Annotated in this window: 18 protein-coding genes; 4 read left to right on the top strand and 14 right to left on the bottom strand. The window is 56.3% G+C overall.

The genetic code is table 11. From position 1 onward, the window contains the following. The 13 genes from HMPREF1487_RS12730 to glnE form a co-directional block, all read right to left on the bottom strand. Nucleotides 1-1,080, bottom strand: a complete 1,080-nt coding sequence (locus HMPREF1487_RS12730; protein ID WP_010797062.1) for a hypothetical protein — start codon at nt 1,078-1,080, stop codon at nt 1-3. Nucleotides 1,081-1,128: 48 nt separating this feature from the next. Then, the gene (locus tag HMPREF1487_RS12725; protein WP_010797061.1) at nt 1,129-2,085 is read right to left on the bottom strand and encodes a glycosyltransferase family protein; all 957 of its coding nucleotides are present in this window, start codon (nt 2,083-2,085) and stop codon (nt 1,129-1,131) included. Nucleotides 2,086-2,130: 45 nt separating this feature from the next. Continuing rightward, nucleotides 2,131-3,282 carry a glycosyltransferase gene (locus HMPREF1487_RS12720; protein WP_010797060.1) on the bottom strand — a complete coding sequence of 384 codons (1,152 nt, stop codon included), beginning with the start codon at nt 3,280-3,282 and terminating at the stop codon, nt 2,131-2,133. Further along, entirely contained in the window at nt 3,266-5,023 is a 1,758-nt protein-coding gene (locus HMPREF1487_RS12715) for a carbamoyltransferase family protein (RefSeq protein ID WP_010797059.1), read from the bottom strand. The genes HMPREF1487_RS12720 and HMPREF1487_RS12715 overlap by 17 nt, the downstream gene beginning before the upstream one ends. A gap of 4 nt (nt 5,024-5,027) precedes the next feature. Continuing rightward, nucleotides 5,028-6,479 carry a lipopolysaccharide kinase InaA family protein gene (locus HMPREF1487_RS12710; protein WP_010797058.1) on the bottom strand — a complete coding sequence of 484 codons (1,452 nt, stop codon included), beginning with the start codon at nt 6,477-6,479 and terminating at the stop codon, nt 5,028-5,030. After that, complete coding sequence (locus tag HMPREF1487_RS12705) at nt 6,476-7,231, bottom strand: lipopolysaccharide kinase InaA family protein (RefSeq protein ID WP_010797057.1); 756 nt, start codon at nt 7,229-7,231, stop codon at nt 6,476-6,478. The genes HMPREF1487_RS12710 and HMPREF1487_RS12705 overlap by 4 nt, the downstream gene beginning before the upstream one ends. Next, nucleotides 7,228-7,959, bottom strand: coding sequence for a lipopolysaccharide kinase InaA family protein (locus tag HMPREF1487_RS12700; RefSeq protein WP_010797056.1), 732 nt, complete (start codon nt 7,957-7,959; stop codon nt 7,228-7,230). Before HMPREF1487_RS12700 ends, HMPREF1487_RS12705 begins: the two co-directional genes overlap by 4 nt. Further along, nucleotides 7,959-8,765 carry a lipopolysaccharide core heptose(I) kinase RfaP gene (rfaP, locus tag HMPREF1487_RS12695; protein WP_010797055.1) on the bottom strand — a complete coding sequence of 269 codons (807 nt, stop codon included), beginning with the start codon at nt 8,763-8,765 and terminating at the stop codon, nt 7,959-7,961. The genes HMPREF1487_RS12700 and rfaP overlap by 1 nt, the downstream gene beginning before the upstream one ends. Next, nucleotides 8,762-9,883, bottom strand: a complete 1,122-nt coding sequence (locus HMPREF1487_RS12690) for a glycosyltransferase family 4 protein (protein ID WP_037030748.1) — start codon at nt 9,881-9,883, stop codon at nt 8,762-8,764. Before HMPREF1487_RS12690 ends, rfaP begins: the two co-directional genes overlap by 4 nt. 73 nt (nt 9,884-9,956) lie before the next feature. Continuing rightward, on the bottom strand, nt 9,957-11,024 hold the full coding sequence (gene waaC, locus HMPREF1487_RS12685; protein ID WP_010797053.1) for a lipopolysaccharide heptosyltransferase I: 1,068 nt from the start codon (nt 11,022-11,024) through the stop codon (nt 9,957-9,959). Further along, on the bottom strand, nt 11,025-12,059 hold the full coding sequence (gene waaF, locus HMPREF1487_RS12680; protein WP_010797052.1) for a lipopolysaccharide heptosyltransferase II: 1,035 nt from the start codon (nt 12,057-12,059) through the stop codon (nt 11,025-11,027). A gap of 59 nt (nt 12,060-12,118) precedes the next feature. After that, the gene (locus tag HMPREF1487_RS12675) at nt 12,119-13,042 is read right to left on the bottom strand and encodes a branched-chain amino acid transaminase (protein WP_010797051.1); all 924 of its coding nucleotides are present in this window, start codon (nt 13,040-13,042) and stop codon (nt 12,119-12,121) included. 13 nt (nt 13,043-13,055) lie between these two features. Continuing rightward, a complete protein-coding gene (gene glnE / locus HMPREF1487_RS12670) occupies nt 13,056-16,025 on the bottom strand; it encodes a bifunctional [glutamate--ammonia ligase]-adenylyl-L-tyrosine phosphorylase/[glutamate--ammonia-ligase] adenylyltransferase (RefSeq protein WP_010797050.1) in 2,970 nt (989 codons plus the stop codon). 232 nt (nt 16,026-16,257) lie between these two features. On the opposite strand from glnE, the gene aceE reads away from it, so the two are divergent. The 3 genes from aceE (at nt 16,258) to HMPREF1487_RS12655 (ending at nt 23,962) form a co-directional block, all read left to right on the top strand. Then, nucleotides 16,258-18,903 (top strand): pyruvate dehydrogenase (acetyl-transferring), homodimeric type, encoded by a 2,646-nt coding sequence (aceE, locus tag HMPREF1487_RS12665; RefSeq protein ID WP_010797049.1) that lies wholly within the window; start codon nt 16,258-16,260, stop codon nt 18,901-18,903. Nucleotides 18,904-18,930: 27 nt separating this feature from the next. Further along, nucleotides 18,931-20,925 (top strand): dihydrolipoyllysine-residue acetyltransferase, encoded by a 1,995-nt coding sequence (gene aceF, locus HMPREF1487_RS12660; protein WP_010797048.1) that lies wholly within the window; start codon nt 18,931-18,933, stop codon nt 20,923-20,925. Between the two features lie 349 nt (nt 20,926-21,274). Continuing rightward, nucleotides 21,275-23,962: a putative bifunctional diguanylate cyclase/phosphodiesterase gene (locus HMPREF1487_RS12655; RefSeq protein WP_010797047.1), complete on the top strand. Its 2,688-nt coding sequence runs from the start codon at nt 21,275-21,277 to the stop codon at nt 23,960-23,962. A 56-nt stretch (nt 23,963-24,018) separates the two neighbouring features. On the opposite strand, the gene HMPREF1487_RS12650 is transcribed toward HMPREF1487_RS12655, so the two are convergent. Beyond that, nucleotides 24,019-24,864, bottom strand: a complete 846-nt coding sequence (locus tag HMPREF1487_RS12650) for a 23S rRNA (adenine(2030)-N(6))-methyltransferase RlmJ (RefSeq protein ID WP_010797046.1) — start codon at nt 24,862-24,864, stop codon at nt 24,019-24,021. A 154-nt stretch (nt 24,865-25,018) separates the two neighbouring features. Here HMPREF1487_RS12650 and HMPREF1487_RS12645 point away from each other — a divergent pair, with 154 nt between their 5' ends. Further along, a complete protein-coding gene (locus tag HMPREF1487_RS12645) occupies nt 25,019-26,755 on the top strand; it encodes a potassium/proton antiporter (protein WP_010797045.1) in 1,737 nt (578 codons plus the stop codon). Nucleotides 26,756-26,847: the final 92 nt, after the last annotated feature.

Here is a 26,847-nt window from a genome sequence, read left to right as displayed (position 1 = left end):
TTATTTATTCACCCTACTCAGATGCTTTTTGATCTTCGATAGGTTTTTTTCGCCAACAGCCTTGCATAAGGCCGGCTCATCAAGCCACTTCCAAAGCATGTCCTGCGGTACTTCTATTCGAGAGCGCTCACATGCGTTTTCAAATGCCTTTTCCCACCAGGCAGGTCCGCAAGCACGGTCAAATTCATTGGAGTAAGGATAGCAGCCGTAAAGCAATTCACGTGCGAACTGCCGTTGCTCAGGCTTCAGATATGAGGTTCGGATTTTATAGAGCAATCGCTGCAAACCAGGCGGGCGCGGTAACTTATCCGAGACATTATCGATATCTGCTAGCGCAGCCTGGCCAAGCGGATCACTCCTGTGTTTGGCATACCAAGCGCAAACCTTAGCGCGAAAAAGCCGCTTGCGGCTCCAGTAGTGATGAATGATGTCGGTACACTCAGCCAGTCGGAGCTGCTTCTTACGCGCGGCCACTGCCAGCATGAACTCCTCTAGCGTGTATGCCTTAGGAGACTGGGCTCGGTAATGGTCCATTAGAAAAATCGAATGATCCAGCAAGTCAGCGTCGGAACGGCATAATCCTATAACGCCCGAGTTGGTCATAGGCATGTCATCATCGGCCAGCCCCTCCTGCTGCAGTGGACTTGCCAATGTCTGGTAAAGCAACCCTGACCGATCCTCGCCAAAGCAGGGACCGATGGCGTTACAGAGCAACGCTCCTGGCGCAACACGATCAAACAATGCCTGTGGAGATTGACGAAAAAAGGTGTCTGTATCGATTAAGATGGCTTTCTCGCTTGTATCCAGCACTTGTCTCAGCAATACATGTTTGGCACGGAAGTGATAATCGATAGGACGCGCCCACTCAGCCAACTGCTCTGCTGAAATGATATGGACGGTAACAGGCAGCTCGTCATAGATGAATTCACGATCACTGTATACATGAATTGCCAGCTTCGACAGGTTCGTTTTATCAAGGCGAGACAATGCACTGACGATGCTGAAAAAAGCTTCCTGATGATAGGTTTCTGAGCCGAACGCCAGGTATACCAAGCGGTTGGGCTCGAAGAATGAGGACATAGAGGGCTCCAATTACTGTACCCGCAAATCTAGAAGCAGAACGCCGGTTCAGCGTTGAAACCAAGGTAGCCAGCGATCGCGCCAGTTAGCTGGCTGCCGTTCACGCAACGGAGCTTCCAAAGCTTTGACAATATGCCTGCCTAAGGCCTGAAAACTGTAATGGGTTTGTGCGAGAGCCTGACCCTCTTGGGCAATACGCTCGGCAAGCTCGGCGTTTTGTCTAAGCAAGGCAAGCTTTTGTCTGAGCTCATCAACGGATGAATACAGCACAACATTCTGCATGTCGACGAAACCAAGCGCATTGTTTTCTACGCTCCCCTGATCGTAAGCGAACAGAACACAGCCACACGCCATGGCTTCGAAGTTCTTGATCATGTATTCACCCATACCTACATCAGCACTGACGAAGAACCGGATGCGATTCAGCATTTCTCGGTATTCATCGCCTGACTCAGTACGCGTAACGGTGAGCGGTTCAACCTTACCCAGCTCTTCCAAAAGCTGTTTACGTCCACTATAGGCAACGCTTTTAAGACTTCCGACAAAACCGAGCTCAATGTCCCTGGGCACACCCATATTCCAGAGTCCTGCTGCGTCATAGCCTTTGGGAGCAAAGACAGCATCTACATTTTCCTGTTGCAAGCGTTGGGTCACGCCAGCACCCGAGCAAAGTACCCGGACCCAGGGCATCCGCCGGTAATACGCGCTGAACTTGCCGGTGTACTTACAGCGAATATAGTTCTGGTAGGCGTCATGCTCCAGTTCGACAAGGTTGGGCAAAGTCCGGATAAAACCGACTTGCTTGAGTTGTTTTTTGAAGCGCAGAAAAAGAACTACCCGCTCATAGCGCGCCAGATCGACATGCTCACGGAAGTAGCGCTTGAGGTTGGCTTGCTCCTCACTGTCCAACCACCGTAGATCACAGTCGCACTGCTCGGCTATAGCCTGGTATAGCGCATCCAGGATGACACGCTGCTCTTTTTGTACAAGCATCAATACTTTCATACGAGAGCGCCGGTCAATGACTGTTGGCGATAAACAGAGAACACATCATGAGTGTATTGCAGCCAGTTCTATATCTTTTGAAAGCTGCCTGATCATAGGCAAACGCCAGAAAGCAGCCCTACCCGCTTCGTCACTGAAACGATCATCCAACCGCTCCCGCATATGCTGAACACACGCACTCTGCTGACTTGGACTTAGGCGTGATAAGTGCATCAACCCGCCACTCAGCGCTTCGGTATCCCGCAGAGGGAATAGCAAACCGACACCATCGATGATTTCACGTGCGCCGCCACAAGCGGTTGCAATAATGGGTACGCCTGCCGCCATGGCTTCCAGCAGTACCATCCCAAAGGGTTCGTGATCGGAGCTCAATGCAAACGCATCGAAGGCCTTGAAATAGCATCGCGCATCGGCTACCTGCCCCAGAAACACTACACGATCAGCAATAGCAAGTTCACGAGCCAGGTCTTTGAGTTCTTCCTCCAGTCGGCCCTTCCCCACAATAGCCAGCAGAGCGTGTGCGGGGAGAGAAGGAAGCGCTTGGGCAAAGCCCTTTAGTAGAGTGGCTTGATCCTTGTCCGGATGCAGCCGCCCTACGTTTCCTACAATCCAGGCATCCTGAGGTAACTTCAAAGCCTCTCGCGCCTGCTCACCATGTAGTACCTGGCCCTGTATCGCAGCAACATCGATACGGTTGTATAGCGTTTCAATGTAATCGGCTGGCCATTTGGTCAAACGCTGTCGGAGCTCATCACGAACGGCATCGGAAACCGCCAGAAGTCTTAGCCGTTTGCTCATGGCATTGGCGAAGAGCCTACGCCCCAAGCGATCGTAATCTCCAAAGGCGTGATGGACGCCGATGACAGGTAGTTTGGTAGCCAGGCAGGCAATCCAGATCGGCTTGAAGCGATGGGCAATGATGAACCGTATGCCTCTGGAGCGAACAATCTCTCGCAGTGCACGGATAGCACCAAGCTTCAATCCACGAATATCCTTGGAGCTGTACTCCATGAACAGCACCTCATCCGAGGCGCACTGGGTGGCAACCTCGGCATCGGCAGCGCCGGTCAGAAAGACTGTCGTGACCCGATAGCCTGTTCCCTTGAACAGGCTTGCGTATTGCCGGGCACAATCCAGAAAGGGACCATCATAGCCATGGCAAAATTGTAAAACCCTTGGTTCAGCTGATCGAGTCATAGGCATCCGCACCGTCTTTGACTACGAGGATGTCTTCCATGATCAGGTATTGCAAATCCGATCCGTAGAACATATCGAGCGCATCAGTCGGTGAGCAGATCATCGGCTCACCACGACGATTCAATGAGGTGTTCAACGAAACGCCGTTGCCCGTCAGGTTTTCCAGCTCCTTCATCAGGTCATACCAGCGTGGATTGTGTCGACGCTCCAGCACCTGGGCGCGGGAAGTACCGTCCTCATGGACAACCTCGCCTACACGGTTTTTCCACTCTTCGTTGACCTCAAAGGTAAACGTCATGAAGGGTGAAGGATGGTCGACTTTGAGCATCTCATGTGCCACGGTGTCGAGCATCGAAGGGCAGAAAGGTCTCCACCGTTCGCGAAACTTGATCTGCTCATTGATACGGTCGGCCACACCCGGAACGCTCGGGCAGCCAATGATGGAACGGCCGCCCAGCGCACGCGGGCCGAACTCCATGCGGCCCTGGAACCAGGCCACCGGATTGCCGTCCACCATGATTTTAGCGATACGCTGGGGGACGTCGTCGAGCTTGCGCCACTTGGGTGCATTAGGGTGACGGGCACAGGCGGCAATTACGTCCTCGTTACTATAGGACGGCCCGAGGTAGACGTGTTCCATTTTCTCGACCGGCACACCGCGCTGGTGCGATACGTAGGCTGCCGCACCGACTGCCGTTCCTGCATCACCAGACGCCGGCTGAACGAACAGCTCCTTGACCTCTGGACGCGCAATAATCTTCTGGTTGAGCTTGACGTTCAAGGCGCAGCCGCCAGCAAAGGCAATCTTGCCGGCTTCCTTGATGATATCGCCCAGGTAGTAATCCATCATCTCCAGCGCCAGCTTTTCGAAGAGCGCTTGCATGCTGGCTGCATAATGAATATAGGGATCATCGGCGATATCCCCTTCCCGCTTCGGGCCAAGCCACTCGATCAGCTTGGGCGAGAAGTAGTAGCCCTTGCCCTTTTCTTTATAGCGACGGAAGCCGATGACGTTAGCGTAATCGGTATTGATGATCAGCTCGCCGTTCTCGAATTTCGCCAGCCTGGAGAAATCATACTTGCTTGCGTCGCCATAGGGTGCCATCCCCATGACCTTGAATTCGCCATCAAGCATTTCAAAGCCGAGGAATTCAGTAATCGCACCGTAGAGCCCACCCAGGGAGTCCGGATCATAGAACTCCTTGATTTTGTGGATCCTACCGTTCTCGCCATAGCCAAAAAAGGTAGTCGCGTACTCACCCTTGCCATCAATGCCTAGAATGGCGGTCTTTTCAGTAAAACCGGAGCAATGGTAGGCACTGGAGGCATGGGCCAGGTGATGCTCGACAGGCTCGATCTTGATTTTTTTCAAATCAAAGCCCAACTGCTGCAGGCACCACTGGATGCGCTTGTGGTAGCGCTTGTAGCGGCGATTACCAAAGAGAATGGCATCCAGCGCGCGGTCAGGAGCATAGGCATAGCGCTTGGCATAATGCCAGCGAGCCTCGCCAAACAGGCTGATCGGCGCAAATGGAATAGCTACGACATCCACATCCTTTGGCTTGATACCGGCCTGCTCCAGGCAGAATTTGGCCGACTCATAGGGCATGCGGTTCTTGGCATGCTTGTCACGCACGAAGCGCTCTTCTTCAGCCGCCGCGATCAACTTGCCGTCGATATAAAGTGCAGCGGAAGGATCATGGCTCAGGGCGCCGGACAGGCCCAGAATCGTCAATGCCACAGGTTCAACCTCTAGAGTAATCATCCCTGCGCCCAGGCAGGGATGGAATGCGTTCATCAAGCAGCCGGTACAGGGCACTGCTCTTGGGCCAGTTCCGCAGAAAGCGCTCACGATCTCGTGCAAAGGCTTTCTCAAATTGCTGCTGGCTCGTGTGCTGAGTCATGGCATCCAGGTCGATCAACGACCAGTGATTGCCATTCCAGAGCACATTATTCCCTTTTAAATCGCCATGACTGATTCGTTCGCGAATCAGTCCCTCAAAAAGAACATCCAGCGCGGCCAAGTCTTGCTCAGGTGGGGCGCTATCCCGGTACGGCTCAAAGCGCGCCAGTATATCCTGCCCTGACGCATAATCGGTAATCAGGTAGGCACGCCGGCGCAAACCTAGCCAGCGCTTTTCCATTACGCCTAAGGGTTTAGGCGTGTCGATGCCCAGAAAGCGCAGGCGATTCCCCTGGATCCAGCTATGCCAGGCGCGGCTGGGCCGCCAAAAGCGCGTCAACCAATGCCCAAAGCCCTTGATGTTATAGCGCTTCAGAATATAAATATTCCCAGCATGCTCCACACGCGCCACCGTGGCGGCGCCGCCATCCTTGTAGCGGTGTCCCTGGGCAATGAAACGGTCTGGATCGGCCAACAGCGGTTCCACCACCGCCTCGCTGTCCCGGCGCATGGCCAGGATGCCTTCACTGGATCGGCTCACTTTGAACAGGCTGCAATCTCGTCCGGCTTTTTCCAGAAAGTCTTTTAGGCGCCATGTGCGAATGCGGATCGCTTCCTGCTGGATCGCTTCCGGTCTCAGGGCATGCTCGCCATTCACCAGCAGGTAATGCACCAGCAACTCTTCGATATAGGCGTCAAACCGGGCAGGCAGCTGTCCGAAAAAGACGCCTAGGTTTTGCATAACCTGCTTTTGAGGAAGGGGCTTTCCCTGGGACTCGGCGTGAATGTCAGCCCCATCTATAACGTAGATGTTCCCGTCCTGTTGAAGAAGGTTGTCCAGATGCAAGTCGTCCTGCCAGAGACCCTTGGCATGTAACTCGCCAATGGCAGCCAGCGACATCCCCAAGACGTCCTGCTGACTATCAGAAAGAGGAGGTTCCTGATCGACCCTTCGCCACAAGGCATCCAGGCTCACTGCGTTCTCCAGAAACTCAAACAGCAACCAGCCGCCCTTGTCGGCCTCGAAGCCTTCAGCCACAACAGCCGGCGTTGTCAGCTGGTTGTCGATCAGTAAACGGCAACCTTCACGCTCACGCGTATAGTGTCGCTCCGAGCGAGCGCCTACAAACAGCTTGGCCAGCACCGAGCGGCCCTGCCACCGAGCCTCACCTACATAGCGTTGTCCAGGTAACACGCGCAGGAGTGATATCAGAGTCAGCGAGCCCTCAGGCAATTCAATCTGAACGGGCAGCGCTGGGGCTCGCCCAGACCGGGCTAGCTCATCCAGTTTCATGGACGCGTTTCCTTGCTGCGACGACGCACGCTGAGCTTGCGTAACCAAGTATCGACTTCACGGCTATCAGGCGCCATCTGTAGATAAGCCGCCAGGAACAGCCGGACTTCCGCCTCGCTCCAGACCGGTGCGCGCCTTAGTAACGGCTCCAGGTCCTTAACCCTGTCCTTACGCCCTAATAGCAACAGGCGTGTTTTTTCAAGGTCAATTAGGCGCGTTAGAAACCCGCTTTCCTGCTCCTGAAGAAAGATGTGCTTGGGATAAAAACAGCCATGAATACGCCCCGCTGCATGCAGGGTTCTGGCAAGTACGCCTATAGCCGCCAGGAGCGTATGGCGTGTCCGCTCGGGTAGCTCTGGCCATTCGGCCAGCCAGCTATCCAGATCCCGCCATCCATCCAATGCTCGCGTCAGCAGAATGGCCTGCCGTTCATTCCCTACCTTGCGCTCGCCAAAGAACGAAGCTTCCAGTGCCGGAATACCGAGCGTGCTGTAACGCTGGATGTTACGAAACTCCCGAGCAAAGGTGGGCTCTCCCAGGGGGTGAAGCAGGTCATGCGTCAGGTAATTGCTTTGACGCTTGAGGAAATAGGACGCCTCGTCGAGATCGAGCCGGTAGACGGTGCTCCAGCCGCCACGCCTGGCGTTAGGCTCGTCGACCGCCTCCAGCTGAAGCGACCAGAGCGCTTCGAACGTTGAGAGCCCGTGCCGCTCTAGTATGGCGGCATCTTTGGCAGACAGGAAATCGCTCATTCGCGCCCCTTGAAATAATTCAATACATGTACGATTCGCTCCTTGTCGGAGTCTCTTAGCCGCTGCCGCCCCTTGTAACGCAAGTAGAATCGCAGCCGCTGCGTACGTGAAAGCTTGTATTTAGCGACCTTATCCAGGCAGGCCAAATCCTTGATGATGCGTCGCCTGAGCCAGGAACCAAACCAAAAGGCCCCTGCCGGACAATCGATGAGGTACAGCGTACCGGCTTGATCAACCAGCAGATTGCGCCACTTCAAATCATTATGAGCGAAGTGATGGTCATGCATGGTGCGAGTAGCACGTGCTAACTGCAGGCTCAACTGATCGACCCAGGCCGGATCACTCAAGCGCGGATCATCGTGATTGGCCATGACAGCCAGGTCATCGGTCTGGGGAATTTCACGAGTTATCATGGCGCCGCGGGTAAATTGTCCGCCTGAGCGCTCAAGTCCCCAGGCCACGACAGGCGCTGTTGGAATACCCCATCTGGCAAAGCGTTTAAGATTTTGCCACTCAGACTTGACGCGAGGACGGCCCATATACCGACGCAGGCCCTTGCCTGCGCCGGTATAGCGCTTAACGTAATAACGAATCCCCTCATAAGTGACACGTATCACTTCAGACAGAGGGTCATTGGTCAAATGCTCGCCTTGCAAGGTGAATACCCGTTCAAGACTGGCAAACTCCGCTATATGCTCTACAGAGGGATCAATACGCCACTGGGCCATCAGAGCCTGTCTCCGTAACGCTGCTTGCGTTCGTAGAGCCGTTCGGCCTTGCGCTGCAATCGCTGCAGGAGCGCGGCCTCTTCTCGCAGAATCTGCCGCAATGGCCGCTGAAAATACACACGAAGAAACCTCAGGAAATCCCGCTGAGTCAGCCCGATACCCAGTGCAGAGAAATACAGACCAGCCAGGTCCTTGTCGCGCCAGCGTCTAGGCACCTGGTCTCGCGTATGAGCGCGATGCAGGTCGATGAGTGACAGCCTCAATGTACCCGGCTCAACGGGCCGATCGGTATGCAATAGAAAGTGACAGATGTAGCAGTCTCGATGGTTGACCCCTGCACGGTGCATCGTGCCTGTCATCTTGGCCACCTCATCGATCAGAGCCCATTTGGTACTCGCCTTGGGAGGCTGAACAGGCCAAGCCAGCGTGTAGTCTTCCAGGCTGACGGTAGGTGCCAATTCCTCCGTGATAATGAAAGAGTGCTGCTCGGCCGGGTTACTGCCTCGCTCACCAAAAGCCACGGCGTTCATGGTAGGCACACCAGCCTCATGCAGGCGCTGCAAAGCCTGCCACTCCTGCCCCGCACCCAGTACCGGCTGTTTCAACTGCAACAAGTTTTTGGCAATTTCACCCCATCCAATCCCTCGATGGATTTTGACGAAATACCCCTTGCCATTGACTTCGGTACGCAGGGTACGTCGCCCTTCCAACTCCCGAAAAACTTCTCCCTGAAGCGCTTCTACCGCTTCAAAGGCATCGCGACCCGCCCACAGGGAGCGAAAAGGCTCTTCAAGCACAAGCTTCACAAGCGCGGCTCCAGAATGACATCAGCCGCCCGCTCGGGCATGCTGTACAGATCGGCAGTCTCGGCATAAGCGAGGGCATTACGGGACCATGCAGTGCGCTGCGAATCATCGCTTAGCATGTCGGCCAACAGGGTATTGAGCTGCTCCTGCTCAAATGGGCTAGGCACTACCCGGCCGCAGTCGGCGTCCGTGATGTAGTGAGCATAGCCACAGACATCGGTCACCAGCACAGGCAAACCGGCCACCAATGCCTCCAGCAGTACCGTTCCCGTGTTCTCGTTATAAGCTGGGTGAATCAACAGATCCGCCCCCAAAAGAAAACGCGGGATATCGCTGCGTCCCTTGAGGATATCCACCTGATCGGAAATGCCCAGCGCCTTGGTCTGCAACAGAAACGGCTTGGGATCGTCCTGCCCGATAACAATCAGGCGCACCCGTTTCTTGAGTGCCTTGGGAAGCGAGGCGACTGCTCGCAGAGAGCGATCCAGCCCCTTGGTCTTAAAGCCCGAACCGATCTGCACAACCAGCAGTGACGTAGCGTCCAGACCGAACTCCTGGCGAAACGCCTTGCGTATTTCTTCGGCATTGGGCGGTGCGCGGCGGTCTGCTGCGATACCAGGCGGAAGCAGATGAAAACGCTCGGCAGGCGTCCCGTAGTGCTTGACGAAGAACGGCTGCTGGACCTCCGAGATCATCAGAACCTGGGTCTTGGACTCGGGCGCAAACACGGCCCGCTCGTACTCGGCAAAATGACGATAGCGACTCCACTTGCGGTACAGCGGGTTACGCAGTGTCTGCGCCTTTTCCTCAAAGCAGGGATCGGCCGCGTAATACACGTCCAGACCAGGCATCTTGTTGAAGCCAATGATGCGATCCACTGGATCATTGGTCAGATCGCGCTGGAACCAGGCTGTAAACTTTTCATTGCGCTTGTGGTTGAACAGCGCCTTGGCCGATCCAACGCGCACGTCGAATCCGTCAGGTACAGGACCCTCCCAGATCAACGTATAGACACGAATGGAGTGACCACGACGCTGGCACTCCTGGGCAATGCGCATGAAGTCACGCTGTAGCCCCCCGAAGGGAAAGTATTTGTAAAGAACAAAAGCCAGACGCATCAGCATATGCCCATAAAAAATAGCGGATCACCGTGGCAGGTGATGATGTTCAAACCTGTCGAACCATGATAACTCAGCACAAACGCTGTCCTTTGCTGGACAGCATCGCTTCCAGAGAGGCGAAAACCCGTGCCGGATTGACACGCGAGAAGCACAAGGGCTGTTCTTCGGAAATATCAAACAGTCTCCGGTCGTCCTCAGTGGGAGCGTAGGTACACTGCTTCTGCAGGCAAGGCGCACAGACCCAGTCGCTGGTGAGGTGCACCTGGGAACGACCATAGGCACCCGTCAGTCTGGCATCGGTCGGCCCGAACAGTGACAGTGTCGGCACATCCAGCGCAGCAGCCAGATGCCCCAGTCCTGTATCGACTGCCACGCAAGCGCTGGCGCCAGCCAGTACGCGGGACACCCCAGCCAATGACATCTTGGGGAGAACTGACACATGTTCAAGTCCCGAGGCGATACGTTCTGCTCTTTCTCGCTCGACATCATTTCCCCACGGTAAGCTTACCAGCACTCCGAGCTGCCGAGCCGCTTCAGCCAGCTCACGCCAATAGCGCTCCGGCCAGTGCTTGGTCGCCCAGGTCGTTCCATGCAGAAACAATACATAAGGTCCGCTTGCCTGGGGCTCGGCAAGACGTGTGCGATCCAGGCCGTAATCGCCAGTGGACTCTGGCAAGGGATAGCTCAGGGCCTGAGCAAACAGTTGCCTGAGTCGTTCGACGGCATGCTGCCCCCAGGCAACCTGGCAGGTTCGGTCATAAAACCGGCTTGCGAGCGGCTCGCGAATCGACTCGCGCGAAAGCCCCACCACCGGCGCTTTGACGTACCGAGTCAACCATGCACTTTTCAGAAGCCCCTGGGCATCGATCACCACATCGTAGTGAGTATCTCGCAGACGCTCCTTAAAGCGCGACCACTCTCCGTTTTTCAGTGTCTGGAAAAGGTTTTTACGCCACCGGCGAATCGCTACAGGAATGACTTGAGACACCGCTGGGTGCCAGGATGGAATCTCGGCAAAGCCTTCTTCAACAACCCAGTCGAAGCGGATTCCCGGAAACGCGCGACTGGCATCCGTCAGAGCCGGCAACGTATGAATCACATCGCCCAATGACGATGTCTTGATCAAAAGCACCCGCACTTATTCCACCTCGACAGGATCAGCAACCAGTTGATCCAGTGCACGCAGCACGGCAGCAGGCTCCAGAAGACGCATGCAGTTGTAGTGTCCGAATCGACAGGTCCGATCAAAACACGGGCTGCACTCAATACCCAACCGTACGACCTCAACCTCTTCGGCCAGGGGTGGTGTAAAACCTGGGGACGTCGATCCATAGACCGCCACCAGTGGGCGATCCAGTGCGGCGGCGACATGCATGAGGCCAGAATCGTTGCTGACTACTGCCGACGCGCAGGACATAAGGTCGATAGCCTCGGCCAGTGCCGTCTGACCCGCCAGGTTCATGACCTCTTCGCGCAGGCCTGGAATCAACCGCTCGCGGATTTCCTCGCAGCCTGCATTATCCTTTTGCGAGCCGAACAGCCAGACCTGCCACCCTGCCCTGATCTTTACATTGGCCACCTCAGCGTAGTGAGCCGCTGGCCAGCGCTTGGATTCACCAAACTCGGCACCTGGACATAACGCCAACACCGGCCTGTCCAGCTCCAGGCCAAACTTGCCAAGTGCCGCGTCGCGGCTGGCAGACTCGATTCGCAGTTGGGGATGTGGATAAGGCTTGGGCAACTCAGCCCCAGGCGGATAGGCCAGTGCGATAAAGCGCTCAATCATCAGCGGGTAGCGCGCCTTATCCAGTGTTCGTATGTCATTGAGCAGGCCGAAACGCATCTCGCCGCGCCAGCCGGTGCGCTTGGGAATGCCCGCAAAATAGGGAACCAGGGCCGACTTGAGCGAATTTGGCAGCAGAATGGCCTGATCGTACTGACCGCGCAGACTACGACCGATACGCCGACGCGTTGCCAGCTCAAAAGCACCATGCCCAAGCGGAAAACTCAGCGCCGAGCGTACTTCGGGCATCCGCTCAAGCAGAGGACGGCTCCAATCAGGCGCCAGCACATCAATGGCACAACCGGGATGAAGCGCCTGCAGACTCTTGAACAGCGTCTGCGCCATCACCATGTCGCCGACCCAGGAAGGACCGATTATCAGAATTCTCATAGGCTCACGCTACAACGTACAAGGCTCATAGTATCTACCATGAGCCTTGTACGTGCGGCTTATTTCACTGCGGTACGCCACTCGGCATGGCTATCAGTCTTGCCGGTGACCAGATCGAAGTAGGCCTTTTGCAGCGTTTCGGTCACCGGACCACGGCGGCCGGCTCCGATGGTGCGTCCATCGACTTCACGGATGGGGGTCACTTCAGCGGCAGTACCAGTAAAGAATGCTTCATCCGCAATATAGACTTCGTCACGCGTAATACGCTTTTCAACCAATGCGTAGCCATGCTCCTTGGCCAGTGTCAGCACGGTGTTACGGGTGATGCCGTTGAGGCATGCCGTTACTTCAGGCGTGTAGATGACATTGTCCTTGATGATGAAGATATTCTCACCGGAGCCTTCAGCCACATAACCTTCCGGATCCAGCAGTAGGGCCTCGTCTGCACCGCCGGAAATGGCTTCCTGCAGTGCCAGCATCGAGTTGATGTAGTGTCCGTTGGCCTTTGCACGGGTCATGGAGATGTTCACGTGGTGACGGGTATAGGAGCTGGTACGTACCTTGATGCCCTGTTCCAGCGCCTCCTCACCCATGTAGGCGCCCCAGTGCCAGGCAGCCACGATCACATGCACCTTCAGACCGGTCGCACGCAGTCCCATGCCTTCCGATCCGTAGAACACCATCGGACGCAGATAGGCGCTTTCAAGGTTATTATCACGAATCACCGCACGGTGCGCTTCGTTGATCTCGTCTTTGGTGAAAGGCATCTTCATGCCCATGATGTGGGCGGAGTCGAACAGACGATCCGTGTGCGCCTGTAGACGGAAGATTGCTGTGCCCTGAGGGGTGTTGTAAGCGCGAACGCCTTCGAACACACCCATTCCATAATGCAGCGTATGGGTCAGAACATGGGTGGTCGCATCGCGCCACGGCACCATTTCACCGTCATACCAGATCACACCGTCACGATCGGACATCGACATAATTTGCAGCTCCTCAAGAATTCGATTCGTACTGCTGCGCAGCGAGTGGGTCGAGCGCAAGCGACTTCCAGATCCGCATGACGCCGTGTCGCTCGTCATGGAAGAGGCTGCCATCCACTACGCCTGCCTGCTTCTGCAGGGCTTGGCGGTGTGCGGCAGCACGGTAGGCTTTGTAAGCCTCTTGCAACAGATGGACATCTGGACTCGAGATCAATCCAGCCCGCTCCAGTTCTTCCAGAATGCGGATATTGTCGGTGAAGCGCAGCAGATCAGGATGCTGCCAGGACCAGACAAGAACCGCATATTGCACCATAAATTCAATATCGACGATACCGCCTGCATCCTGCTTGAGGTCAAATGCCCTGCCTGCCTCGAAGGCAATCGGCGACGATCCACCGGAGGTAGCCTTGGTTCCCAGGTTTTCCCGCATCTTCATCCGCATCTCACCGACCTCACGGCGCAGTGTAACCTCATCGCGGCGCCGGCTCAGGACAGCAGCCCGTACAGCCTCGAACCGTGCCGTGACGACTGGACAGCCGGCCAGCACCCGCGCCCGCACCAATGCTTGGTGCTCCCAAGTCCAGGCCTCGTTCTGCTGGTACTGCTCGAACGCCTTGATCGTACTGACCAGAAGCCCGGCAGCACCAGAAGGCCTTAGGCGCATGTCGACTTCATACAGCGTTCCGGCGGTGGTCGATGTGGTCAGGAAGTGGATGATGCGCTGACCGAGACGTGTATAGAACTGAGCACCATCAATAGGCTTGCCGCCATCCGTCTCGGCTAACGGATCACCATCGTGAATGAAGACAAGATCAAGGTCGGAACCGTGCCCTAACTCAATACCGCCCACCTTGCCGTAGCCTACGATCACGAAGTCCGGATCACATGGCGACCCATCGGCACGTTGCGGACGGCCATGGCGCTGAACCATCTGTCGCCAGGCCAGCTCAAGCACTTGATCAAGAATCGCCTCCGCCATCCAGGTCAGGTAATCACTGACCTTCATCAAGGCTAGCGTGCCTGCAATCTCGGACGCTGCCACTCGCAGTCCATGAGCGCGCTTGAAATGCCGGAGCATTTCCATCTGCTGCTCCAGATCATCCTCAGGGATGCGTGCCATCCGCTCCCGCAGCTCCGCGACCAGCTCAGGCTTTTGAGGTGGGCGATACAAGCGGCCCTCGTTAAGCAACTCATCCAGCAAGGCGGGGAAACGCGTGATTTGCTCTGCAATCCATACACTTGCACTGCAGAGCTGGAGCAGACGCTCCAGTGCTCCGGGGTTTTCGGTGAGCAGCACTAAGTATGCCGAGCGTCTGGCGACGGCCTCGATCAATGGTAGAACGCGATCCAGGGCTTGGTCGGGCTCGTCATGAGAAACAATCTGAGTCAACAGCCGAGGCATAAAGGCATCCAACCGTTCCCGCCCCATTCGCTGCATGGTCCGAACCTGACTGCTGCTGCGTAGCGCACACAACCGTGACCAGGCTGACTCAGGACTGCTCAAGCCTGCTTCCTTCAACTGCTGGATAGCTGCTGCATCCTCAAGGCTGCCTTCCCAGAGGGGTAGCCACTCCTGCCCAATTTCTGACTGACTGTCCGCTCCCTCGTCCGGGTCAGCAATAACCTGCTGAAAATGCCAGTTGATACGGGTGCGCCAATGGGTCAGCCGGCTTAAAAAAGCAGTCCAGCTATCGAAGCCCATCATGAAAGCTACCCGCTCACGATCCAGCTCGCTGTCAGGCAATTTCTGTGTTTGTCGGTCTCCAATCGCCTGTAGCGCATGTTCCACGTAGCGGAGAAAGCAGTATGCCTCTCGCATCTCCTCGGCTGCCTCGGCGGGAAGATAGCCCAGATCCTTCAGTACGCTCAGGATTACCAGCAATGGGCGCTGCTGCAGGCTTAGCTCCCGTCCGCCATGAATCAGCTGATAGGCCTGTGCAATAAATTCCACCTCTCGAATGCCGCCTGCGCCCAGCTTGATGTTGTCATCCATCCCACGGCGCCTGACCTCCTGCTGGATCAGTTGCTTCATGTTGCGCAGCGCTTCAATCGCCGAGAAGTCCAGGTAACGCCGGTAGACGAAGGGGCGCAACATGCTGAGCAGCTGCGCTCCGGCCTGCTGATCGCCTCCCACAACGCGCGCCTTGATCATGGCGTAACGTTCCCAGTCCCGACCCTGGTCCTGGTAATACTGCTCCATGGCCGAAAAGCTCAGCGCCAGCGCGCCTGACGAGCCATAGGGACGCAAGCGCATATCAACCCTGAAGACAAAGCCATCTACGGTAATCGTATCAAGGGCCTTGATAAGCCGTTGGCCTAGGCGAATGAAGAACTGTTGATTGTCCAGTGCACGACGCGCCCCTACTGTCTCGCCACCCTCGGGGTAGGCAAAAATGAGATCGATATCGGACGAAAGGTTAAGCTCGCCCGCTCCCAGCTTGCCCATCCCCAAGATAACCATATGCTGCGGCTCTCCAGTCCGATGCCCCGTCGGGACCCCGGATTGACGGCATTGGTCCTTGTACAGCCATTGGTAGGCCTCATCGATACAGGCATCGGCCAGTTCGGTCAGGTCACGGCACGTCTCGAGCAGGTCGGCCTGACGTGTCAGATCGCGCCAGATAATGCGAACCTGGTGCCGCAGCCGAAAGCGGCGTAAGCGCTGTCCGAGTTGGTTTTCATCCGAACATCCGGCTAGACAGTCGGTCAGTTGTTGGTGAATAGTGCCGGCTGGCAGCGATCGCTCGAATAGGCCCTCGTCTGCCAGATCCAGCATTAATGCCGGATCGCGCTGAATCTGCTCAGCGACAAACTCGCTGGCCGCTATCACCCGTGACAGGTCGCTGCGCCGCGCTGGCGGCCATGCTGAAAAATATTGCAAACGTTCAGGCTGTGCGTTCAATGCCTCCATGAGGCGTGCCTGCGCACACCTTACAGGTTCGGCAAGTGAATCAGGAATAGCAGTGAGAGAAGGCAGGCTCATGGTCTATCCTGTGGAGTCAACGGCTGAGGAGAAGGTCAAACCGCACGACAATTTGTCGTTGTTTTATAACGGACATTGACCTGAGCAGCTGAAACGACCGCCGTTTTGTAGTAAAACTACACGCCGGCCGGGAACCACCCGGTCATAATCCAAGAATTCACGCTGCCCCCAAGAGGATGGCGGCGATACCGAGGCAACCGATTCTGGAAGCCTTTCCGCCCTGGAGCAAGCCATGCAAGACCTTGATCCCGTCGAAACCCAGGAATGGCTGGACGCCCTGGAGTCCGTACTAGACTGCGAAGGTGAAGACCGAGCTCATTATCTGCTGACCCGTATGGGTGAGCTGGCCACTCGGACAGGTACACAGCTTCCCTACGCGATCACCACCCCGTATCGCAACACGATCCCGGTTACCAAAGAAGTCCAGATGCCGGGCGACCTCTTCATGGAGCGGCGGATTCGCTCGCTGGTACGCTGGAATGCGTTGGCCATGGTGGTTCGTACCAACCTCCGCGACCCGGACCTTGGCGGCCACATTTCTACCTTTGCTTCGTCCGCTACGCTATACGACATTGGTTTTAACTACTTCTTCAAAGCGCCAACCGAAGAGCATGGCGGCGACCTGGTGTATTACCAGGGCCACGCTTCTCCTGGCGTTTACGCACGTGCCTTCCTTGAGGGCCGCCTGACCGAAGACCAGATGAACAACTTCCGCCAGGAAGTAGATGGCAACGGTCTGTCGAGCTATCCGCACCCGCACCTGATGCCCGATTTCTGGCAGTTCCCGACCGTATCCATGGGTCTAGGTCCGATCACGGCAATCTATCAGGCACGCTTCATGAAGTACCTGGAAGACCGCGGCTTCATCCCGGCCGGCAAGCAGAAGGTCTGGTGCTTTATCGGTGACGGCGAGACTGACGAGCCAGAGACCCTGGGCGCCATCTCTCTGGCAGGTCGTGAAAAGCTGGACAACCTGATCTTCGTGATCAACTGCAACCTGCAGCGCCTGGACGGTCCGGTTCGTGGTAACGCGAAGATCATCCAGGAACTGGAAGGCGTCTTCCGCGGCGCCCAGTGGAACGTGAACAAGGTTATCTGGGGTCGCCTCTGGGATCCCCTGTTCGCCCGTGACGAAAACGGCCTCATGCAGCAGCGCATGGATGAAGCCATCGACGGTGAATACCAGAACTACAAGGCTAAGGACGGCGCGTTCGTTCGTAAGCACTTCTTCGGCGCCAACCCTGAGCTGCTGAAGATGGTTGAGGACATGTCCGATGAGGACATCTGGAAGCTCAACCGCGGCGGTCATGATCCGTATAAGGTGTATGCAGCCTACCATCAGGCGGTCAACCACAAGGGTCAGCCGACGGTCATTCTTGCCAAGACCATCAAGGGTTATGGCACCGGTGCGGGTGAAGCGAAGAACATCGCCCACAACACCAAGAAGATCGATGTGGAGAGCCTGAAGAAATTCCGCGACCGCTTCGACATTCCGCTGAACGATGATCAGCTGGCCGACCTGCCCTTCTTCCGTCCTGCCGAAGACAGCCCGGAAATGAAGTACCTGCGCAAGCGTCGCGAAGCGCTGGGCGGCTCGGTACCGCAGCGTCGTACTACCAGCATCAGCATTCCGACACCACCGCTGGATACGCTGAAAGCTATCCTGGACGGCTCTGGCGATCGCGAGATCTCCACCACCATGGCCTTCGTACGCATCCTGTCCCAGCTGGTCAAGGACAAGGATCTGGGCAGCCGCATCGTCCCGATCATCCCGGACGAAGCCCGTACCTTTGGTATGGAAGGCATGTTCCGTCAGCTTGGCATTTACTCCTCCGTCGGTCAGCTCTACGAGCCTGTCGACAAGGATCAGGTGATGTTCTACCGCGAGGACAAGAAAGGCCAGATCCTCGAGGAAGGCATCAACGAAGCAGGCGCCATGAGCTCCTTCATTGCAGCCGGTACGTCCTACAGCACTTACAACCAGCCGATGCTGCCGTTCTACATCTACTATTCGATGTTCGGCTTCCAGCGTATCGGCGATTTGGCCTGGGCCGCTGGTGATAGCCAGGTGCGTGGCTTCCTGATTGGTGGTACTGCCGGTCGTACTACGCTGAACGGTGAAGGTCTGCAGCACGAAGACGGTCACAGCCATATCCTGGCAGCAACCATTCCGAACTGCCGCACGTACGACCCCACCTATGCCTACGAGCTGGCGGTCATCATTCGCGAAGGCATTCGCCAGATGACCGAAGAGCAGAAGAACGTGTTCTTCTACATCACGGTCATGAACGAGAACTACCAGCAGCCCGCGCTGCCTGAAGGTGCCGAGGAAGGCATCATCAAGGGTATGTATCTCCTGGAAGAAGAAACCGGCGATTTCAAGCATCGCGTTCAGCTTCTGGGCTCGGGCACCATCCTGCGTGAGGTTCGCGAAGCAAAAGCCCTACTGCGCGAACTGGGTATCGGTGCAGACATCTGGAGCGTCACCAGCTTCAACGAGCTGCGCCGTGATGGCCTGGCAGTTGATCACTGGAACCGCCTGCATCCGCTGGAGGAGCCCCGCAAGGCCTATATCCAGCAGTGTCTGGAAGGACGTGAAGGCCCGGTCATTGCCTCTACCGACTACATGAAGCTGTTCGCCGACCAGGTTCGCCAGTGGGTTCCATCCAAGGAATACCAAGTGCTGGGCACTGACGGTTTCGGCCGCAGCGACTCGCGCAAAAAACTGCGTCACTTCTTCGAAGTGGATCGCCACTGGGTCGCCCTGGCTGCTCTGCAAGCCCTGGCCGATCGTGGCGCTATCGAGCGTCAGGTCGTAGCGGATGCCATCACCAAGTTCGGTATCGATCCGCTCAAGCGCAACCCGCTTGATTGCTGATGCCGACGGTGAAAAGGAGAAATTATTGTGAGTGAAACCATTCGCGTACCTGATATCGGCAGTGGCGAAGGCGAGATCATCGAAATTCTGGTCAAGGTGGGCGACACCGTCGAGGCTGAACAAAGCCTCGTCGTGCTCGAATCCGACAAGGCCAGCATGGAGATCCCGGCCCCGAAAGCCGGCAAGATCGCTGCGCTGCACGTCAAGCTGGGCGATACGCTGAAAACCGGCGACCTGCTGCTGGACATGGAAGATGGCGCATCGGGTGAAACCGATGCAGCCGAGCCCATGGCAGTTGCGGCCGGCTCTGCTGACGAAGAAGTTGAAATGCCGACGCCTCCAGGCGACGAGGACCCGTCCGCGTCTGCCAAGGAAGACGACCAAGCTGGAACAGGCACTGCTCAGGAAATCCATGTGCCGGATATCGGCACCAGTGGCAAGGCCAACATTATCGAGCTTCCGGTCAAGGTTGGTGATCGTATCGAAGCCGAGCAGACCTTGATTACCCTGGAGTCTGACAAGGCCAGCATGGAGATCCCCTCACCTGCTGCCGGCGTGATTGAAAGTATCGCCGTCAAGGTGGGTGATGAAGTAGGTACAGGTGACCTGATTCTGGTACTCAAGGGAAGCGGCAACGCTTCCTCTGCACCGGCTCAATCCACCAGTGACAAGCCTGCCGTGCAGGCAGCCGAGCCTGAATTGCACGAGACGGCCGACGAAGAGCCTGCTGGCGAGAGCACTGAAGAGATCAAGGTGCCTGACATCGGCTCGACCGGTAGCGCCAATGTGATCGAAGTGATGGTCAAAGCGGGTGACACGGTAGAAGCGGACCAGTCGCTGATTACCCTGGAATCCGACAAGGCCAGCATGGAAATCCCGGCGCCCAAGGCGGGCGTGGTGGAAAGCGTTTCCATCAAGGTAGGTGACCAGGCCAAAACTGGCGATCTGATCCTGACCTTGAAGGTTCAAGGCGCAGCACCGAAGAAAAAGGCTGAGAAGCCTGCACCGGCTCAGCAAAACGCAGCTCCGGCACAAAAGCAGGCGAGTCCAAGCCCAGCGCCGGCCAAGGCACCGCAAGCGCCCACGCCCACCGGCCAGCCTGGCAAGAAAGTGCATGCTGGCCCGGCTGTACGGATGCTGGCACGCGAGTTCGGCGTCGAGCTGAGCGAAGTGACGCCAACCGGCCCGAAGGGACGTATTCTCAAGGAAGACGTCCAGTCGTACGTAAAGGATCAGCTGCAAAAGAGCAAATCTGCTCCGGCCGCAGCGGCAGCTACCGGTGGCGCCGGGATTCCTCCGGTCCCGACCGTGGACTTCAGCAAGTTTGGCGAAATCGAAGAAGTTCCGATGACACGCCTGATGCAGGTAGGTGCTGCCAATCTGCATCGCAGCTGGCTGAACGTGCCTCACGTAACGCAGTTCGATCAGTCTGATGTCACTGATCTTGAAGCCTTCCGTGTGGGTCAGAAGGCTGTGGCAGAAAAAGCGGGCGTCAAGCTGACCATTCTGCCGTTCCTGCTCAAGGCCTGCGCCCATGTGCTCAAAGAGCTGCCGGACTTCAATGCCTCGCTCGCACCCAGTGGCAAGGCCATTATCCGCAAGAAATACGTGCACATTGGCTTTGCCGTGGACACGCCGGATGGGCTGCTGGTACCTGTCATTCGCAACGTCGATCAGAAGAGTCTTCTGCAGCTGGCTGCCGAAGCCGCTCAACTGGCTGAGAAAGCACGCAACAAGAAGCTTTCCGGCGACGACATGCAGGGTGCCTGCTTCACGATCTCCAGCCTCGGCCACATTGGCGGCACCGGCTTCACGCCGATCGTCAACGCACCGGAAGTGGCGATCCTGGGAGTATCCAAGGCCACCATGCAACCGGTATGGGACGGCAAGGCCTTCCAGCCGCGCCTGATGCTGCCGCTTTCGCTCTCCTATGATCACCGCGTGATCAATGGCGCTGCTGCGGCCCGCTTCACCAAGCGCCTGGGCGATCTGCTGGCTGAGATTCGCGGCCTGCTGCTGTAAAGAGACGATGCCGGCCTCTGCCGGCAACCGTCTGGCCGATGAAATGCTCGGTCATCTGAAACCCTGCCACCCCGGCAGGGTTTTTTTTAAAGAATTTGACTTGCTGGATCGATAAAGCTTCTTAGTAGAAAGCTGCTGTCTGTTTTATCGAGACGCTTGTCAGTGTGGTTGGCTTGATGCACCCTTGCTCCCTGAAAGGACTTATGGGTGCCTCGTTCTGGCGGAATCCAGAAGACAGTCACTGCAAATAAAACCGGATTGGCTTACTGTACGCCCTTTCGTTAAGTCGACTTGGCATAACCCATAAGTACGCGCCCCTTATCAAGGGCCGTTGGAAGCGAACCGCCGCATGAAGATTCATCCTGATGCTGCCAGTCTCTCAGTGGCCGAGGTTGCTACGCAGCCGCCTGTGCCCGCACAGCTGGGGATGTTGCGCTTCGAGCGGCTCAATGAGCCCAGCTGGGCGCTGCTGGATCTAGACCAGGCATGTGAAAAAAGTCTGGGGCTGCCTGCCTATGAGCTTTGCTCGCTTCTCGAGTCGCCTTACGCCAGCCTCATGGAGCCTGCGGCACGCTATCACCTGCACGATGCCATACAGCAGCAATTGCTCAAGCGCCGCCATTACGTCATTCGCTATACCCTGCACGCACCGGCAGGCGCGACGTCAATGGTTGAAATTGGCGAGGCAATCTCCCGCCATGGTCGTGAAATCCTGCACGGCTACCTGATTCCTGTGGAGCTGGCTTCAGAGGCCGAGCGACTGACTACTACGCTGATGGCGCAAAACAGGGATCTTAAAGCCTCGCTGGATCTTCTTGAGCAGTCCTGCGTACAGGAACAAGCTCGTGTTGATCGGGTAAGAGCACACCGCAATCTTTTGCTTGAATTGACACAACACGCCTACAGCTCCAGCGACCCGCTTCAGGAAGCGGCCCAACTGATCACTCGTGCAGCCAGTGAAACCTGTAGCGTGAAACGAGCCAGTGTGTGGCAGGTGGGCGAAAACCATTTACGCTCTGTCTACATTCATGGCGAATCTCCTAATACGTCGTCTGTCTCCTCGTGGTCATTGGATGATTTTCCAGCGTATGTGGAGGCGCTTCATAAGGCCCGATCAATCGATGCGCAGGATGCTCAACATGATCCTCGTACACGCGAATGGACCAAGCCGTATCTGCTCGCCCATGACATTCGCTCGCTTCTGGATATCTGCATACGTGTAGATGGCCGGGTATTAGGCATCCTTCGCCTTGAGCAAACCGGCCAGCCCAGAATCTGGCAGAATGATGAAATTGCGTTTGCCTGCGAACTGGCCGATCAGTACGCCAAAGTGCTTGATAGCCAGGAGCGCCGCAGTGCCACCCATGCCCTGCATCTGTTCCAACGGGCGGTTGAGCAGAGCGCCAATGCTTTTCTGCTGGTCAATCGCAAAGGAGAGATCGAATACATCAACCCCAGCTTTACAACCATTACCCAGTACACTGCCGAAGAAGTCTGCGGTCAGCCCATCAGTGAGCTACCGGCATTGACCAACTGGTCAGAACTCCTGCCTGACGCCTATGCAGCTCTGGAAAAACAGAACAGCTGGCAAGGCGAGCTTCGCTGCCAGCGCAAGGACCAGATCTCCTACTGGGGTCATCTTTCGCTCTCCAAAGTCTACTCAGATAACGGTGAGCTGACCCACTACATTGGTATCTTCGAGGACATCACGCAGGCAAAGCTGACCCAGCAAAACATGGAAAAGCTGGCCTATCGTGACAGCCTGACAGGGCTGGCCAACCGTCACTATTTCATCGATCGCCTGGAAAAGCGCCTGGCAGGACGGGAAGACATCCATAACTGCCTGATGCTGATCGATATCGATCATTTCAAGCGCATCAATGACAGCCTTGGCCATGAAGCCGGCGATAACCTGCTGGTCAGCCTGGCCAGGCGCCTGCAAAGCTCACTGGGGCAAAGTACGCTGATCGCGCGGATCGCCAGCAATGAGTTCGCCGTGCTGCTTGAGCAGATGGATGCCCAGGAAGGGTTGGATGTTGCGAGCGCACTGCTAAGCATGCTCGAAAAGCCCATTTATGTTGAAAGCCAGCCAACGCTGGTCAGTTGCTCGATTGGTCTGACCGTCACCCCTGATCACGGCAAGGACTCGCAGACACTCATGAAGCATGCCGGCCTGGCGTTGCACAAGGCCAAGGCTAGCGGCGGAAACCGGGTACAGGTCTATACACAATCGCTGGTGACCGAAGCCAGTCACAAGCTGTTCATGCAGAATAACCTTCGACGAGCCCTCGAGCTCAACGAGCTGGAAGTTCATTACCAGCCAAAGATCTGCCTCAAAAGTGCCCAACTGTTGGGGCTTGAAGCGCTGTTGCGCTGGAATCACCCCGAACGGGGCATGATACGACCCGATCAGTTCATCAGCGTGGCGGAAGAGACCGGCCTGATCATCCCGATTGGTAAATGGGTCATTCGGGAAGCCTGCAGGCAAATCAAGGCGCTGGATGCCGCTGGTCTGGGCCATTTGCAGATGGCGATCAACCTTTCTCCCAAGCAGTTCACTGATCAGGAGCTTGTCAGCTCAATCAGAAGCATTCTGATTGAAGAGCGCCTCCCTCCTCATCGCCTTGAACTTGAACTGACCGAAAGCCTGCTCCTGGATGCAACCGATGAGACACGCCAGCAGCTAGAGGAAATGAAGCAAATCGGGCTCAGCTTGGCCATGGACGATTTCGGCACAGGCTATTCTTCACTCAGCTACCTCAAGAAATTCCCGATCGATGTCATCAAGATCGACCGAAGCTTTATCAAGGATATTCCGGCCAATCAGGACGATATGGAGATCACGTCGGCCGTAGTGGCCATGGCCCATAACCTGCGACTCAAAGTTGTGGCTGAAGGTATCGAAACGACGCAACAGCTGAGCTTTCTACGTCGCCATCATTGCGACGTAGGCCAGGGTTATCTGTTTGACCGCCCCATTCCTGGTAACGAGCTGCTTGATAGCCTTCGTCGCTATCTGAACCTCAACAAGATCTAGTCGCGCCGCCTGTTGTAAGGCCTTGGAATCGAAGAAGGTAGCCAACCCCGGCTACATCAGGTGCTTTTTTCCTCGATCAGCCAGTCCAGCTTCCAGCCAGGCTGGCTTTGTCCCAATTGTTTGGCAAGCCAGGGCAAGACGCTTCTAAGCTCGTCCTCCAATCCCCACGGAGGATTGGAAATCACCATACCAGAGCCATTGAGTCCCACCGGATTGTCGGTGGGATGCACCCAAAGCTCGGCTCGCAAAAGTTTGGGCGCATTACTTTTTTGCAGATCCTGATAAAACCGCTTGAGCTGACGCTGGTCCTTGATGGGATACCAGATAGCGGTCACGATCTGCCGCATACGGGCAATGCTTTCCTTTAATGCCATTGAACACCGCTCAAACTCGTCCACCTTTTCAAAAGGCGGATCGATCAAGAGCACAGCGCGTTTCTCCTGCACGGGCAGCAGTGCTTTGGGTAACAGCCAGCCGTCCCGATGATGAACAGCGATCCGTCTTTCTTGCCCCATGTTTTCCTTGAGCAGCAGAGCATCTTCAGGATGCAGCTCATTCAAGTGCAAACGATCCTGGGGACGGGAAAAGCGCCGAGCGATTTCGGGTGACCCCGGGTAGAAGCGCAACGCCCCATCACTATTAAGAGCAGCGACAGCCTCCTTGTAAGCGACAAGCGGATCAGGGAGGTCTTTCGCCTCCCAGAGTCGGCCTATTCCACCTTGCCATTCACCGGTACGGCTAGCCTGATCTCCCAGCAGATCGTAAAGCCCTATGCCCGAATGTGTGTCCAGATAGGCGTAGGGTGTTTCCTTGCGCCCCAGCAACATCAATACGCGAGACAGTACAAAGTGCTTCAGCACATCGGCATGGTTTCCGGCATGGAAGGCGTGTCGGTAATTCATGATTCGCTCCTGTGAAGGCGCGCAGTGTACTGGAAGTCCCCTGTTCGTCGCATGGCTCAAAAGAATCTGGCATTAATTTTGACAGCTTGCCGAATCAACAGGTTAAATCAAGAATCCAGCGCATCGCGCCTACCCACTATGCAGGAGTTTCGATTTGGATGCCGTCACAATCAATAGCCTATTTTTGATTGGCGCGGTCCTGGTCGGTCTCTCCATTCTGGTCAGCTCGCTTTCCTCACGCCTGGGCATTCCCATTCTTGTGATTTTTCTTGCAGTCGGGATGCTGGCAGGCGTAGACGGCCCTGGTCATATCAATTTCAACAACTACCCCCTCGCCTACCTGGTAGGTAACCTTGCCCTGGCGATCATTCTGCTGGACGGTGGTATGCGTACACGCGTATCCAGTTTCCGGGTGGCGCTCTGGCCAGCATTGTCCCTGGCAACCGTGGGTGTAATGATCACTGCCGGGTTAACGGGCGCCATGGCGGCGTGGCTTCTTGACCTGAGCCTGCTGCAAGGGCTGCTGATCGGCGCTATTGTCGGCTCAACCGATGCTGCCGCGGTGTTTTCACTACTGGGCGGACGCGGGCTCAATGAGCGTGTCACCGCAACCCTTGAAATCGAGTCAGGCAGCAATGATCCCATGGCGGTTTTTCTCACCGTCACGCTGATTGAGCTTCTGGCCAGCGGTCAAACGGGCTTCAGCTGGGGGCTCGTCTGGAACTTCGTTCGCGAATTTGCCATTGGCAGCCTGCTCGGACTGGGTGGCGGCTGGTTGCTGCTTCAACTTATCAACCGTATGCAGCTGGCAGATGGGCTCTATCCGCTACTGGCAGTCAGTGGTGGTCTATTCATTTTCGCCATTACCAACGCAGCCCATGGCAGTGGCATCCTGGCGGTGTATCTGGCGGGTCTGGTCATGGGCAATCGACCAATTCGGAGCCGCCATGGCATGTTACATATGCTGGATGGTATGGCCTGGCTGGCGCAAATCGGTATGTTCCTGGTGCTGGGACTTCTAGTAGAGCCGCACAACCTGCTTCCCATTGCCCTACCTGCCCTGGGTCTGGCTCTCTGGATGATCGTGATCGCACGTCCCCTTTCAGTCTTCGTGGGTCTGCTTCCCTTCAAGGCTTTCCACGGCCGCGAAAAGTTATTCATTTCATGGGTAGGTTTACGCGGAGCGGTACCCATCATTCTGGCTGTCTTCCCTATGATGGCAGGGCTGCCCCAGGCTCAACTGTTTTTTAACGTAGCCTTCTTTATCGTTCTGGTTTCGCTGCTGCTACAAGGTTCAAGCCTCCCACTCGCGGCAAAGTGGCTACGCGTCACTGTACCGCCCGAACCCGCCCCGTTCTCGCGCTCTGGCCTGCAGGTGCATCCCACCAGTGAGTGGGAGCTTTTCGTCTACCGCCTGGGCAAGGAGAAATGGTGTATTGGCGCGGCGCTTCGCGAGTTGAAAATGCCGCCTAATACACGTATCGCGGCGCTGTTTCGCGGGGAGCAACTCCTGCACCCTTCCGGCAGTACCAAGCTGGAGGCAGGCGATATCCTGTGTGTCATTGGTCATGAACATGATCTCCCCGCCCTGGGCAAGCTGTTCAGTCAGGCGCCGGAGCGAGGCCAACGCTTCTTTGGTGATTTCGTACTGGAAGCCAACGCAGAGCTTAAGGCGGTGGCCTCGCTGTATGGTCTTAACCTTGGCGAGCTGGATGGGGAGCAGACGTTGGGAAGCTTTATTACCCAGCGCATTGGTGGCGAGCCAGTCATTGGCGACCAGATCGAATGGAGCGGTCTGACCTGGACAGTCGCTTCGCTTGAAGGCAATCGTGTGAGAAAAATTGGGGTCAAGTTCCCAGAGGGCCGTTCAGGGCCTGCTCTTTTCCTCTGATTCGTGCGGTAGTCGGCTCGACCGACAAGAGCGGTTGCGTCAGCAAAGGCGGGGATTTAACCTCCTCGCCTTTCCTGCTGCCAAGATGTGAT

The sequence above is a fragment of the Pseudomonas sp. HPB0071 genome (assembly GCF_000478505.2).
GTDB classification, from domain to species: Bacteria; Pseudomonadota; Gammaproteobacteria; order Pseudomonadales; family Pseudomonadaceae; genus Chryseomonas; species Chryseomonas luteola.
This window is presented reverse-complemented; position numbering and strand designations above follow the sequence as displayed.